The organism is Ruegeria sp. (genome assembly GCF_028066395.1).
Taxonomy (GTDB): Bacteria; Pseudomonadota; Alphaproteobacteria; order Rhodobacterales; family Rhodobacteraceae; genus Ruegeria.
In genome coordinates this window covers 1-12,945 of the sequence record NZ_JALCBM010000034.1, presented here as the reverse complement: position 1 = coordinate 12,945, position 12,945 = coordinate 1, and the positions used below count along the sequence as shown (strand labels likewise).

Annotated in this window: 12 protein-coding genes and 1 pseudogene; 2 read left to right on the top strand and 11 right to left on the bottom strand. The window is 61.1% G+C overall.

The features are described from left to right. From MPJ51_RS11965 to MPJ51_RS11925, 9 genes and pseudogenes are all read right to left on the bottom strand, one after another. Positions 1-484: pseudogene (locus tag MPJ51_RS11965) on the bottom strand (hypothetical protein); the annotation flags it as partial. Between the two features lie 152 nt (positions 485-636). Then, complete coding sequence (locus tag MPJ51_RS11960; RefSeq protein ID WP_298386721.1) at positions 637-1,926, bottom strand: hypothetical protein; 1,290 nt, start codon at positions 1,924-1,926, stop codon at positions 637-639. A gap of 46 nt (positions 1,927-1,972) precedes the next feature. Beyond that, complete coding sequence (locus MPJ51_RS11955) at positions 1,973-3,295, bottom strand: TfuA-like protein (RefSeq protein WP_298386719.1); 1,323 nt, start codon at positions 3,293-3,295, stop codon at positions 1,973-1,975. Further along, positions 3,292-4,497, bottom strand: coding sequence for a YcaO-like family protein (locus MPJ51_RS11950; protein ID WP_298386717.1), 1,206 nt, complete (start codon positions 4,495-4,497; stop codon positions 3,292-3,294). The genes MPJ51_RS11955 and MPJ51_RS11950 overlap by 4 nt, the downstream gene beginning before the upstream one ends. A gap of 132 nt (positions 4,498-4,629) precedes the next feature. Further along, positions 4,630-5,172, bottom strand: coding sequence for a DUF3833 domain-containing protein (locus MPJ51_RS11945; RefSeq protein ID WP_298386715.1), 543 nt, complete (start codon positions 5,170-5,172; stop codon positions 4,630-4,632). Next, entirely contained in the window at positions 5,169-5,780 is a 612-nt protein-coding gene (locus MPJ51_RS11940; protein ID WP_298386713.1) for a DUF3833 domain-containing protein, read from the bottom strand. The genes MPJ51_RS11945 and MPJ51_RS11940 overlap by 4 nt, the downstream gene beginning before the upstream one ends. Next, on the bottom strand, positions 5,777-7,000 hold the full coding sequence (locus tag MPJ51_RS11935) for an MFS transporter (protein WP_298386711.1): 1,224 nt from the start codon (positions 6,998-7,000) through the stop codon (positions 5,777-5,779). Before MPJ51_RS11935 ends, MPJ51_RS11940 begins: the two co-directional genes overlap by 4 nt. Further along, positions 7,000-7,539: a hypothetical protein gene (locus MPJ51_RS11930; RefSeq protein ID WP_298386709.1), complete on the bottom strand. Its 540-nt coding sequence runs from the start codon at positions 7,537-7,539 to the stop codon at positions 7,000-7,002. The genes MPJ51_RS11935 and MPJ51_RS11930 overlap by 1 nt, the downstream gene beginning before the upstream one ends. Next, positions 7,496-8,824 carry an FAD-dependent oxidoreductase gene (locus tag MPJ51_RS11925; RefSeq protein ID WP_298386707.1) on the bottom strand — a complete coding sequence of 443 codons (1,329 nt, stop codon included), beginning with the start codon at positions 8,822-8,824 and terminating at the stop codon, positions 7,496-7,498. The genes MPJ51_RS11930 and MPJ51_RS11925 overlap by 44 nt, the downstream gene beginning before the upstream one ends. Before the next feature lie 192 nt (positions 8,825-9,016). Between MPJ51_RS11925 and MPJ51_RS11920 the strand changes: the two genes are divergently transcribed. Then, entirely contained in the window at positions 9,017-9,742 is a 726-nt protein-coding gene (locus MPJ51_RS11920; protein WP_298386705.1) for an SDR family NAD(P)-dependent oxidoreductase, read from the top strand. Positions 9,743-9,760: 18 nt separating this feature from the next. Here the strand turns inward: MPJ51_RS11920 and MPJ51_RS11915 are convergent, their stop codons facing one another. Further along, positions 9,761-11,413 carry a DUF6504 family protein gene (locus MPJ51_RS11915; RefSeq protein WP_298386703.1) on the bottom strand — a complete coding sequence of 551 codons (1,653 nt, stop codon included), beginning with the start codon at positions 11,411-11,413 and terminating at the stop codon, positions 9,761-9,763. 61 nt (positions 11,414-11,474) lie between these two features. Here MPJ51_RS11915 and MPJ51_RS11910 point away from each other — a divergent pair, with 61 nt between their 5' ends. After that, positions 11,475-12,569 carry a formylglycine-generating enzyme family protein gene (locus tag MPJ51_RS11910; protein ID WP_298386701.1) on the top strand — a complete coding sequence of 365 codons (1,095 nt, stop codon included), beginning with the start codon at positions 11,475-11,477 and terminating at the stop codon, positions 12,567-12,569. 55 nt (positions 12,570-12,624) lie between these two features. Here the strand turns inward: MPJ51_RS11910 and MPJ51_RS11905 are convergent, their stop codons facing one another. Continuing rightward, positions 12,625-12,906 (bottom strand): I78 family peptidase inhibitor, encoded by a 282-nt coding sequence (locus MPJ51_RS11905; protein ID WP_298386689.1) that lies wholly within the window; start codon positions 12,904-12,906, stop codon positions 12,625-12,627. Positions 12,907-12,945 lie beyond the last annotated feature (39 nt).

The window sequence follows — 12,945 nt, the reverse complement described above, 5'->3', positions numbered from 1 at the left end:
AGCCGTAGATGCGTGCGAAATGGGCATCTTCATCCAGTTGACTGTCCAGATGCCGATTGTTGCCAAGGCCCTGCCGTTTTGCGCCGTTCTTCTTGCGTTCGATGTTCACAAATTTCTGCTTGGACGCGCTGGATTTCTTCTGCCTCCAGACGCCCGAGTTGTTGTTGCCGTTTGGGACTTTGACCAAAGCGCCCTTGGGCAGGATCAAACGCGTCCAGGTATTGTTTGCGTCATCGTTCACATAATAAAGGCCGTTTGTTTTGAAGGCGTTCGGATTGTCCTTCTTGGGAACCGCAACCAGCACATGATCTTTTGCGTTGATGGCTTGCCCGTCAATCGCACTAGTGCCTTTGAAATCCGAGACTTTGTCTGTCGACGCGGCCGCAGCAATAAATTTCTTTGATTCCAGCGGAACAAATTCAATGTCTTCAATGACTCGCCCAAATAGCAGCACTTCAGATACACTCAACAAGGTTTCCGTCATAAGCAATTCTCCCTATCACGGGATCGACGACGCCAAAGACCTCATCTCCCCCCTTTTTGGCGCGACTTAAATTGCGCCCAATTTCAAAAAAATATCACCCCGCGCGCGTAAAATGCCACAAATTGCCTTAAAATCAAAGCCATTTGCTTCATTCACCCGGGAACCTGCGTCCGGACCGAGGAGGCGTGACTGGTTTCATCCGGCTCGGCCAGACGCGGGCCTGCGGTGGCCAGGCCGATATCGCGCATGCGGAAATTGCCTTCGATGATCTGCTGGAATGCACCGCCGGTGATTTCCTGATCCACCGTCAAAAGCGCACGTTCCACGCCGAAATAGCTGAGCATATCGGCATCCAGCATCTCCCATGCGTCGGCGAGGTAGGACCCGAGGAAATCCCGCGCCTCAAGCAGGGCGATGCGGAACCCGTCGGGATTGGCCGCATAGCGGGTGTCGAACATCTGCTGCATCACCGCGCTGTATTCTGGGTCGCCTTCCAACTGGTCCGACAGGTCCTCCATCTCGGGCGGGATAAGGTCGTGGACCAGCAGCCGCTCGTGGTAGATATCGACCAGAATATCGAACATCGCGCCGGTCAGCGGTTCCGACAGCGCGTGCTCGCTGGACCAGCCTTGCGCGAATTCCGACAGCACCCGGTCATTTGCAGCAACCCTGATCTGCGCATTCTCGGACAGCTCGGCAAAGCGGCTGAGGCGGTTGAACGTATAGAGGTTGCCGCGCGTGTTCTGCAGCAGATCATCGACCACCGATCCGAAATGCAGCGAGGCCAGCAGCGCCACAAGATCAGCGGCAGATTCGTGGAACCCGTAATATTCGCCGCCCGCGTCGCCGTCCGAGGGCATGCCGATCACGCTGTAGATGATGGCATGACCGATCTCATGCGCGACCACGTCGAAATTCAGACTGTAGGCGCGGTATTCGTCGCCATGTTCCCACGTGCCGCCGGTTTCCAGAAACCCCCAGCCAATATGCGCGTTGTCGAGGCTGGGCAGCAGCGACAGTTCCAACCGCTCGAAATCCTGCGCGAAATGCCAGGGGATGGGGCGACCGAAATAGCCCTCCCACACGTCCATGGTGAAATGGGCGGCGGCGAACAGATGGGCGGCCTCGAAAGCTGGATCGGACGGGTCGAGATGGATGAAATTGCCGAACTCGTCCGGTTCTGGCGGAGGCTGGATGTAGCCGTCCCAGGGCGGCAGATACATCTGCGGGCCGCTAGGGGTCGGGATCGAGGCCCCATAGGGCGTTGTTTTGTCAACCGGGTTAACGGTGTACATGCGCGGCCCCGAGGGGCCCGCACCGATACTGCCGGGCGGGGCCGAGATTTCGATCAGTTCGGGCCGGGCGTCGGGGTCCATATAGGGGGATTGCGGATACAGCAGAAACCGCGTGCCGGGGGCTTCGTCCTCAAAGGGTTGGTTCATCAAAATACCCTCCTGCGATCTGCCGGGACTGTCACCGGTAATAGGGTCAGGATCCCGTGGGGTCGCCATCTGACTGGCAAAACAAAAATTCAGCTTCGATCAATTCGTAAAATGCATCGCGCCCGGCCAGGCCGAGTGAAACTGCGTATGATTCAAGATCATCCGGCACCGTTTGGTCAAGCCGTGTTTCAAAATACCACAGCAGCACCTGTAAACGGTCCGCCGACGGGCCATTTTTGGGTCCGGGGTCAGTTACAGCCCGGGCTTTGCGTGCGGCCCGGTCGCGCAGATCGGTATACTCCCCGCATTTACGCAGTTCCGTCAGCAAAGGTGCATTGAGCGCATCCGCGCGCGCCGATATCGCGGATTGGATGCTCGCGCGACTGGCCAGCAGCGCCTCATAATCTTGCGGGCTCAGGCCGTTTGCCTCAAGCCACCGCATCAGATCGGCGTGTCGGGGCAGCCCGGCATCGGCCCGATGCGCGGACATCTGCTGCACCAGCGCGTCCCGGTCTGGCTGACGGTCGTGGCGTTGTGCATCCTCACCCGCCAACAGGCCCAACAGCGCGCGATCCCGCAGATGGGCATAGCGTTCCGGGGTCAGGCGCAGCTCGTTGAGGATACCGTGATCCACGGCCTGCCCGGCGGCAGGCTCACCATCGACCCGGGCGCGCAGTTCGCGCCACGCGAGGGTGGGTTCGACCCGCACCGGAGTGCCGTTGATATGGCTGGGTGCGCCCTGCTGTGCCATCCTAGACAGCATCTCGCGCGCGTCATCGGCCTTGGCGTCAATGCGGCCTTCGGGCAGCCAGTCCGAGAAATCGGACATACCGGCCTGCCCGTCCATCACGTCACAAATCGCTTTCCACTCCCGATCATGGTAGTGCATCGCCTTTGCAGTTTGCAGAAGCACCTCGGCGGTCTCCGCAGGCAGAACTCCCGCCTCAACCGCCCGCTCCACCGTTGCACGGATCGAGACCATGGGCTCGCTGAGCGGCTGAAACCCAAGCTCGGCGGGGCTGTGCAGCACGGCGACCTCGTCATCGTCCTGCAGGGTGCCGTCTAGATAGTCCTGAAAGATGCGCCCGACACCGATCATGCCAAAATCGGCCAGTTCAGCGGCGCGCAGGGCGCCCATGCTGGCGCTGCCATAGACCGGGATGCCCTGTTCGATGGCCCACAGAATCTCCTTATGCCAGACCGAGGGCACGCCTTCGAAGAACCCGTCAATGATCCCGATGGCCGAAGGCGCGGCCTGGACGGCGCGATAGACATCGCCCTGCCGAACCGGTGGCAGGATCGAGGCGTCCAGATGTTGCGCGACCTCTTTGGCGGGCAAGGTCGGGCCGACGAAGATTACAGCAGTCATTGGGCGGCCTCTCTGACCCGTTTCGCGCGGGGTCCGGGCACATAGTCGGGGTCGTCGTGGGGGGCTTCCAGCCCCGGAATCACGGCGCGGATCACAGCGATGTCGAATTCGGGACGGGACAGATCGACGGTGATGACCTGCGGCATGCCGCAGGTGGCCAGACGGTCCCGCAACAGGGCCAGATCCTCGTCAAAGGACCCGGTTACATGGGTCGGGCAATCCGCGAAATCGCCCGACGCCGGGGCCTTGTCGATCAACTGGCGCACATACGTACAGCGATTCAATTGCGCCTGGTCGGTGAACTCTGCCGGGTCCAGATCATCGCGCGCGCCCGAGATATAGGTCAGCCGGGTCTGTGCGGCCTCGGTCAGCGCGCGCAATAGGGCAATCGCGCGATCGGGGTGGCAGCCCTCGCCAATGCCGATATGGCCGGGCTTGCCGCCCGCCTCGGTGATCACGCAGCGAAAACAGGCGATACTGATGTCCGAGGTCGTATCCCAAATCCCCATCTCAAGCCCCGCTGCTGAGATCAAGTCCATCGCCTGACGGCAGCGCGGATCGTCCACACTGTCGGGATCGACACGCGGAGGGGTGGGTTGATGATGCCAGAGGGTCGTCGCGTCGCGCTCGATCAATTCACAGATCGCGTGGCAACTGGCCTCGGTTGCGTTGTTGCCTGAGGCCAACCCGTTGGTCGTGCGCGGGAACGCGCCCTGACCAGCGCTATGCGCGCCGGTATAGTCGGTATCGACCATCTCATACGGCACCCAACAGGGTTGATCCGCACCCAGATCGTGGCCCTGCACCCACAGCATGGCGCGCATCGGATCGAATTGCCCGCCAGTGACCTGCGGCAAGGCGTGGGCATCGACAACATGTGCTTCATTTACCAGATCAGCATGGCTTGTTAGGCGCAGGGGCAATTCGATCCGTTCGGCGTGCCAGGATTCGATAGCCTCCATCACGCCCGAGGCTTCGGCTGCGCGAAGGGATAACCCTTTGCCCAGCGACACGGCGACCGAGCGCGAATTAGGCCGCGTCACCATCACCGTAGGCAGGCCGATCCGGTCCAGCCCGGTCAGATTGGCGATCCGGGTGATGCCCATGCGTTTCAGATGCGGGCGCACGATGGCAAGTGTCTGTTCCGGGTCGCGCAGGCGGTGCGTGTCCAGAACATATGTCTTCTGCGATGTCTCGGGCATACACCTGACCTTGTCGAAATAGACTGTCAGACCGTCCGTTTAATAGCAGCGAAATAGGGGCCGGTCCGGGTCCGGCAAGGATGGTCGATGAAACCTTACGGGTCAACCGCTGTAGGGTGGTGCCATAAAAAGCTATGTCTTTTCAAAGTACAAAATGACCTCACCCAGCCGCACCCCATAGCGCGAGACATAGGCGCGGTTCAGCAAACGGTCATCGCTAAGCAGCCACATCCAATCGTCGAACTTCACCCGCATGGTGCCGTCCTTGACCGGCAGGTCGATCCGATAGGTCCAGTTGAACGTATCGCCACGCTCGATGCCCGAAGCGGTGCCCAGAACGCCCGGCGCGGTGCCGGTCCAGGTGTCTTCACCCGTTTTGGTCAGGGTCCAGACGCGCTGTTCGGTGGCGCCGTCGTCATAGGTGAAATCCTCGACCAGCGTCAGGGTCTCACCGTCCCAGGTCCCGTCAATCTCGACCGAGAACCGGCGGGGAACATTGCCCAGAATGTCCTGAAACTGCCCATGGGCGACGGTTTTGCCGGCAAAGAACTCTTCAAGGTTCAATTGCCGGTCAGACAGAAAGGTCTTGGGCACGCGCGGCTTGGCTGCACAGGCGGTCAGGGCAACCAGCCCGACGATGGCGAATACGCCCAGCAGGCCACGGCGCGATGTCATTGCAGCGGCCTTGCTTCGGCGTCGTGGCCGTTGGCCCGGCTCAGATGGACCGAGGCGACCTGTGGCGCGGGGCGCATGGTGGCGATCAGCTCGGCCACTTTCAGGCCGAATTTGCGCATCTCGGACCGGTTCATGATCACGCCATTTTCGGTCAGATACATCCAGTCGGTGACATCCAGCGTGTGCCCGCCCGCATCCTCGGGCAGAATGATGCGATAGGTCAGCTTGACCGTCGCGCCCGAGATCACGCCGCGCCCTTCGCCTACGATATCGTCGGCGGTGGCGGTGAAAGTGTTGCCGGTGCCCATGGTCAGATACCATTTCCGGGTCATCTGCTTGCCGTTGGAATAGGTGAACTCTTCGGTCAGCGTGCCGGTATTGCCGTTCCACTCGCCAACCATCCGCGCCACGAAGCTGTTCGACATCTTGCCGTTCGGGCCATAGATCAGCCCTTCGGACAGGATCTCTCCGTTCAGGTGTTTTTGCAGCGAAAAGGCGGGTCCGGTGCTGGCGTAATCCGCAGGCGCTTGCGCCCGAAAGCTGAGGAAACGCGCCTTGGCGACGATCACGACCAGAACGGCAAACAGGACAATCAGGATGAGTTTCATTTGGCTGAGACCTCCGTCGGCAATGTCAGAACCATGCTGAACGCGCCGAGTTTCAGGATGCAGGGAAGGACGGCATAGGCCAGGTTTAGAGTCTGTAATGCCTGTGCCGAGTTGGCTTGGCCGGGGGTGAAACCGCTGCGTTCCAACAGGGGCAGGGTAAAGAAGGCCGCAAGCGCCAGACCCAGCTTGCCCGCAAAGGACCAGAAGCCAAAGGCCGAGGATGCATTCAGCCCCGCCCGCGTCAACACGACCGAGAACATGGCGGGCAACACCACCATATCTGCCCCCAGCGCCGCGCCCGAGGCGACGCAGATCAGGGCGAACCCCCAAAGGTTTCCGGCGGACAGCAGGGCTGCCCCGATAAAGCCCGCAATCGACAGGGGCATGGCGATGATCAGGGTTTGTTTCGGGCCAATCCGATTGGCAAGTCGTGCCCAGAACGGCACGCTTGCCCCGGCGCTGAGGAAGAACAGGATCAGTAACGCGCCTGCCTTGCCAGGCAATTGCAAACGGTCCTCGACAAAAAACAGAAAGAGGGTCGAGGTGATGGCAACCGGCAGGCTGTTGATCAGCGCCAGTACCAGCAGGCGCAATGCCCCGGCTTGCACAAGACCGGCAAAAGACAGGCCCTGCCCGGTGATCGGGGTGCGGCGCCAGATCGGCAGGGTCAGAACCAGCGTGACAACTGCCATCAGACCAAGAAACAGACCAAAGGCGGGATAACCCTGCGCGCTGGCCCCCAGTGCCACAAACACGGCAGGGGCGGCGGCAGCGAGGATCACGCCGCTCAGTTGTCCGGCTTCGCGGTAGGCGGCCAGCGTCATCAGCTCTTTCGGGGCTGTGGTTTTGGCCAGAGTGGCGCTGCGACCGTAAAGCAGGATGGTCCCGAGGCTGTAGGCAGAGAACAGCAGGATAAGGACAGCTACAAAGGCTCTAATACTGGTATTTTCAGGCAAATTGAACAGCAGTGGAAACCCAATCGCCAATCCAAGCGCGGCGGCGCTGGCAAACAGAACCTGCCCGCCCGGCCAGCGGTCGATGGCCCAGCCGATCAGCGGGTCCTGCACCAGATCGACCAGCCGGATCACCAGCAGCACGGTTCCGATAACCCCCAGTCCCAACCCGAGATTAACGGCAGCAAAGCGCGGCAGGTGGATATACAGCGGGATGCCCGCCGCAGCCAGCATCAAGGCGTAGAGGCTGACCCGAGGATACAGCATCACAGACCCTTCAACTGCCGGGTAAAACTGGCCGAGCGCGTCCTGTCGCCCAGAAAGATCGACATGAAGGCGCGTTTGATGCCGCGATGGGCAATGGTGCAGGCCATTTTGCCGTTAAACCAGTAACTCACGCGATCCGGTCCCTGCGAGATCGCAAGATAACGGTCGCCGGGGGTGATGGTCTGAAAGCAACTCTCCAGTTCGGATCGGATGGGCAGGCTGTTGCCTTGCCGGTCCATCTCTTCCAAAGTCGAGTCTATTAAGGCCATTTTCTTGATATTCCGACGATAGGTCAGCTCCAGCCCGAAATCTTCGGACCAGTTGAATGGGGCGCCGCCGGGTGTGTAAAGCCGTGCGTCATAAATCGGCAGGCCCAGAAACCGGAAGGTCGAGCTGCCCAGCAGTTTGGGATCACTCAGATGGTTGGACAGCGGCGATGCCGCCAACCCTGCCGGGGCCAGCAGCGCCAGCAAAACAACCGCAATGCGCCAGAGGTCAAAGGCTGGCAACGAGGCCCGGATCTTGTGACAGAGTGCCATTGTCCGCTCCGTTCGGTTGCAGGGTGCTGGTCATCAGATCGACGACACGCATCGCGCTGGCGATGCCGTCCTCGTGGAACCCATGCCTGTTATAGGCCCCGGCAAACCAGGTGCGGTTCTGCCCCTGCATCGCGCGAATCTGCGTCTGTGCCTTCAGGGCAGCCTTGTCAAAGACTGGATGAGCGAATTCGACCTGATCATAAATCTTGTCCGCAGGAATCTCGGTCGGCGCATTCAGCGTCACGAACAGCGGATCGCTGTCGGGGATGTTCTGCAGACGGTTCATCCAATAGGTCACCCCCACATTCCCGGCATGTGAGCGATAGGTCCAGCTGGACCAGCACGCCCGCCGCCGGGGCATCTGCGCGGGGTCGCAATGCAGAATGGCGGTGTTGGGCTGATAACGGATCGCGCCAAGCGCGGCAGCCTCAGCCGGGGTCGCGGCGTCGCCCAGAATGGCCCGCGACTGATCGGAATGGGTGGCCAAAATGATCTCATCAAACCGGTCGGTCTGCCCATTGCTGTGTACGCTCACCCCCAACTCATCACGCTGGATATGCTGCACCGGGCTGGCCAGACGAATGTCGCAGCCACGGGTACGCAAAGCGGCCTCGATCCGGCGGACATATTCGATGCTGCCGCCCTTGACCGTCCACCACTGGTGCTGATTGGCGCGACCACTGGCCAGCAGCGCGTGGTTGCGGAAGAACTGCACCAGGGACCGGGCGGGGAACTGATCCACGAACTCTACCGGAGTTGACCAGATCGCGCCGCACATGGGCATCAGGTAATTGTGACGGAACCAATGGCCCAGACGCAGTTGATCCACCAGCTCTCCGATCGTGGTGTCATCGTCGCGGGCGGCGTTGGGGGCCTGTTTGCCGAAGCGCAGGATGTCGGCGATCATTTTGTAATAGGCCGGACGCGCCAGATTGCGTTTCTGCGCGGTCAGTGTGCGCAGGTTGTTCAGCCCGTATTCGATACGGCCATTGTCGATGGTGGCACCAAAGCTCATCTCGCTTTTGATGACTGGCACGTCCAGTTCATCAAACAACCGGGTCAGATAGGGATAGGTGGCATAGTTGAACACGATGAACCCAGTATCGACCGGCTGATCACCGTTCTTGCCGGCCATGACAGTGCGGGCATGGCCGCCCAATCGGGGTTCGGCCTCATACAGGGTGATATCATGAGTGTCCGACAGGTAATAGGCGGCGGACAGCCCTGAAATACCTGCACCTATGACTGCGATTTTCTTGCGGGCGCCCCGGGTTTCGTCGAACATTTCATCCTCGTTATGCGGTATTTACAATGGGATACGCAGGATATGTGGCGCTGGATCAATCGGATCGGATATTTTTCAGGAATGCACCGGGTTGTGATCCCGGGTGATGGGGTGCCGGTTTCTTTTCCGCGCGCGTGATCCAGTCTTTTCGGGGCTTCGTAAAAGGTCACAGATAATGGAGATGGCACAGGCATGAGCAGCTTTGAGGGGAAGACATACTGGATCATCGGCGCCAGCGAAGGGCTGGGCCGTGCGCTGGCCCGCTCGCTGGCCCATCGCGGGGCACATCTGATCCTGTCGGCGCGCAACGCCGACCGCCTGTCCGAGATTTGTGCAGCCCTGCCCAATGCGCGGCCCGTGCCGCTGGATGTCACCGATTTAGACTCTGTTTCGCGTACTGCAGCCGAGATCGGCGTGGTGGATGGGCTGGTCTATAATGCCGGGGCTTATGAGCCGATGAGGACAGCGGATTGGAACACCAAGGCCGCGCTGGCGATGAACGATGTGAACTTTTCCGGCGCATTGCGGGTTCTGGGGGAAACCGTGCCCGACCTTGTTCGCGCGGGCCGGGGGGATATCACCCTGATCGGCTCGCTTGCGGGGTATCACGGCTTGCCCGCGGCCATCGGGTACGGGGCCAGCAAGGCGGCGCTGATTTCTCTGGCCGAGACGATGCGGCATGATCTGGCAGGCACCGGGGTGACGGTGCGCATCGTCAATCCCGGTTTCATCAAGACCCGGCTGACCGAGAAGAACAGCTTCAAAATGCCGATGCTGATGACGTCCGAAGAGGCGGCAGAGCGTGTGGTCAAGGCCATGTCCCGCCGCCGGTTCCGTACCGATTTCCCGGTGCCGTTTTCCTGGTTGGTCCGGGTGATCGACTATCTGCCGGATGTGTTGATCTACCGTGGAAGATAGAGCCTAAATAGGTGCTATTTAGCCAAACTGCCCCTGACAGAACCAGCCTGCCGACAGAGTGCCGCCATGGCCGTAGAACAGCCACAGCCGTTCACCTTGTTCGGTCACCACCACCCAGTAATCGCGCACGCCGCTGCGCCAGTTGGGGTCGTCCAGCCACCATTCCGGCGCGATCCGTTCCGGGCCGGTGGCCTGCGCCAATTGCCAGTCACGCCCGCGCCAGCGAAAGGTGGCGGGCACATCCGGGGTGTCCGGGGCCATCACCGGTTCGGGCTGCCACATCTGCAAGGGGCGTGGGCGCGGTGGGGCGGGCCAGTCTCGCGCCGGTTTCGACCATGCTGCGGCCAGTATCTGTGCGGTTTTCTCGGGGATATGTGAGGCGGCGGGATGATGTCGTGTGATCACGTCCAGCCCGACCCGCGCGCCCAGTTTACCGATCAGGTCATCCAGACCCGTATTGCCGTCCAGCCGGTCGCGGACCGCGCGCCGGGCCTCGGCATGGCCGGTCATGGTGCGGGCGTGGATGGGTTCGGTCTGGATCGCCTCAAGCCGCAGCATGTCGATGCCATAGCCTGCGTCGATCTTGTCGAGTTTCATTTCTAACAAAGGGCGAATGCGATGTTTGTCATGGGTCGGGCGGGCCAGACCGACCTCGATGATCTCAGCCGCCTGATCGGCGCGATGCGCCTCAAGCCGCAGGGTGCGCAGCCCCCGCCCCTTTTCCTCAAGCTTGGCGCACAGCGTGGGCAGCACCCGGTCGATGGCGGCCATCATGTCCTCGATCAGGCCGATCGGGTTGGGCAAGGTCATCCGTACCGCAAAGTGATGCGGCGGGCGGGCCGGAGACACCGGCTCGGGCGCGCTGCCCATCGCCTGATCCAGCCGCAGCACCAGCCCGCGTCCGAACCGCCGCGCCAAGCTGGCACGCGGCTGCCCCAGCAGATCGCCGATCCGGCGCAGGCCCAGACGGTTCAGCTGCGCCACCACCTGATCCTCTAACCGCAGCGCCGCGATGGGCAACGGGCTGAGCGCGCCATAGGACTGCCCGGGCGCTGCAATCCGCGCGCCGCCACCCAACGCCACCACCTGAGGCGCGGCCCCGCCCCGGGTCCAGTGCCGCCGTTTGGTGGCGCGGGCTCGGGTGGCGCGGGCCTCTTGGCTGATGGCGTCGCCAGTGCGGTCGGATGTGGCCTCTTGCCCGGCATACCGCGCCAGCGCCCAGGCCGCGCCCAGCGTATCGGCAATGCCCATCTGCACGCTGAGGCCCATATCGGCGCAGTCGGTCTCAATAACACTCAGCAGGGTTTCCTCTCCGCCAAACAGATGGGCGCAGCCCGACAGATCGACGATCAGCCCGTCCGGCGCTTCCTCAGCCACCCAAGGGCTGAACTTGCCCGCCCAGCGGCGCAAGACGGTCAGAAACGCGGCCTCGGCCGGGATATTACGAGGGCGGGTGACAAGGGCGGCGCACATGGCATGGGCATCGCGCACCGGCTGACCGACACGCAGACCAGCGGCCTGAGCGTCAGCATTCAGCGAGGTGACCACCTGCATGTTCGCCTGTTCCGCCACCACGGCCAAAGGCCCATCCTGCAGGCCCCGCGCGGCGCGGACCAGCCGTTCAGCCCCCAGACGCGGGAACCAGAGCGAGAGTATTCGGCGTTTGGGCATCGGGCAGACATCAATATGTTCTCATTTTGTTCTTACTTGAGAATCACCCACCGAGTCGAGAATGACCCAACCGAAAGCCTGCGTTTCCGATTGCGATACACCCGCTGACGTGATCCAAACTCCGGGACATTGGAAGTACAGAGATCAAATTCAGGACTTTGCCACAGACATGCCTTTCAACCGCTTAAAGCTACCGTATCTATCATACCTGCTGGCTCTGATCTGGGGCTTGCCGTTTGCCTTGCAGGCCAATGCCGAAATCGCTGCAAAGCCGCTTGAGACCTTTCAGGACTGTGCCCTTTGCCCCGAAATGATCGTCATGCCCCCCGGCGCGTTCATGATGGGGGCAATCCCTGGTGAATCCCGCAATCGATTCACGTTTTACGGCAAGGACGGCTATATCGGCGTGCGCGGTCCCGATGAGATCAACATCATGCCCAGCGAACATCCCCGCCACCGGGTCGAGATGGATATCCCCTATGCGATTGGCCGCAACGAAGTCACGCATGCAGAATGGATGGCCTGTGTCGAAGATGGTGGATGCTCTCACGTGCCGGAGCATAACGTGCTTACCCTCTACGGTCACAAAGAACTGGGTCCCAAACACCCGGTAATCAACGTCTCTTATCTGGACGCGCTGGAATACGTGGCGTGGCTGAACACACTGGTTGGTTTGGATGTATATCGTCTGCCGACCGAGGCCGAGTGGGAATACGCCGCCCGCGCCGGGACGGAGACCCGGTTTGCACAGGGCGACGAGTTGACCGCAGATCAGGCGAACTTTTCACGCAAAGCGACGGAACACCTGCGCGGGCGCGGCGTGTCTTTGCCAGAACTTAAGAACCGACGCGTCCCGGTCCCGGTTGATGAACTCGCCGCTGCCAACGCATGGGGTGTACGGCACATGTCGGGGAACGTCTACGAACTGACTTTGTCGTGCTGGACGGAGGAACATCTGGGTCTGCCAACGGATAGTGCGTATCTGGCCCATGCGGAATCCCAAGACACATGCAGACGCGCAACCAAAGGCGGGGCCTATAACACGGCCATGGATGGTGTGCGCCTTGCTTGGCGAATACGCCCAACTGAGGATCGCAGACGCGAATATTTGGGGTTTCGCGTAGTTCGGGAATTTATTGTTAAAGGAGATAAATAATGGACGCAGATCTGAACAGAGTGATCAGTAGCAATTGGCATTCGAGTGCCTTTCGCTAGCCACAGCTCAGGCGCTGAATGATGCCGTTGCCATCCACGTAGACGTTCAGCCGGTCGATCCGGTAATCCTGCGTGGCGATGTCATCCGGGCCCAGCACCCGCGACCGTTCGGGCAGGTTGGTTTGAATGGTCGAAACCGGCTGGCCGATGGAATCCGCAAAGGGCTCTCCCAAACAAAAGGCCAGATCGACCGGTGCGGGTTCGGGCGCGGATGTCTCGGGCTCGGGTGGGGTGGCGCAGGCGGTCAAAAGCACGAAGATCAGGATAAATCGGCGCATTGGCGTTCTTCTTTTGGGCAATGTCGGTTCTGGAATATC

Excerpts from the sequence above, each read along its gene's own strand:
- MPJ51_RS11960 (WP_298386721.1), bottom strand. The coding sequence starts at position 1,926 with ATGAACCAACCCTTTGAGGACGAAGCCCCCGGCACGCGGTTTCTGCTG.
- MPJ51_RS11955 (WP_298386719.1), bottom strand. The coding sequence starts at position 3,295 with ATGACTGCTGTAATCTTCGTCGGCCCGACCTTGCCCGCCAAAGAGGTC.
- MPJ51_RS11950 (WP_298386717.1), bottom strand. The coding sequence starts at position 4,497 with ATGCCCGAGACATCGCAGAAGACATATGTTCTGGACACGCACCGCCTG.
- MPJ51_RS11945 (WP_298386715.1), bottom strand. The coding sequence starts at position 5,172 with ATGACATCGCGCCGTGGCCTGCTGGGCGTATTCGCCATCGTCGGGCTG.
- MPJ51_RS11940 (WP_298386713.1), bottom strand. The coding sequence starts at position 5,780 with ATGAAACTCATCCTGATTGTCCTGTTTGCCGTTCTGGTCGTGATCGTC.
- MPJ51_RS11935 (WP_298386711.1), bottom strand. The coding sequence starts at position 7,000 with ATGCTGTATCCTCGGGTCAGCCTCTACGCCTTGATGCTGGCTGCGGCG.
- MPJ51_RS11930 (WP_298386709.1), bottom strand. The coding sequence starts at position 7,539 with ATGGCACTCTGTCACAAGATCCGGGCCTCGTTGCCAGCCTTTGACCTC.
- MPJ51_RS11925 (WP_298386707.1), bottom strand. The coding sequence starts at position 8,824 with ATGTTCGACGAAACCCGGGGCGCCCGCAAGAAAATCGCAGTCATAGGT.
- MPJ51_RS11920 (WP_298386705.1), top strand. The coding sequence starts at position 9,017 with ATGAGCAGCTTTGAGGGGAAGACATACTGGATCATCGGCGCCAGCGAA.
- MPJ51_RS11915 (WP_298386703.1), bottom strand. The coding sequence starts at position 11,413 with ATGCCCAAACGCCGAATACTCTCGCTCTGGTTCCCGCGTCTGGGGGCT.
- MPJ51_RS11910 (WP_298386701.1), top strand. The coding sequence starts at position 11,475 with ATGACCCAACCGAAAGCCTGCGTTTCCGATTGCGATACACCCGCTGAC.
- MPJ51_RS11905 (WP_298386689.1), bottom strand. The coding sequence starts at position 12,906 with ATGCGCCGATTTATCCTGATCTTCGTGCTTTTGACCGCCTGCGCCACC.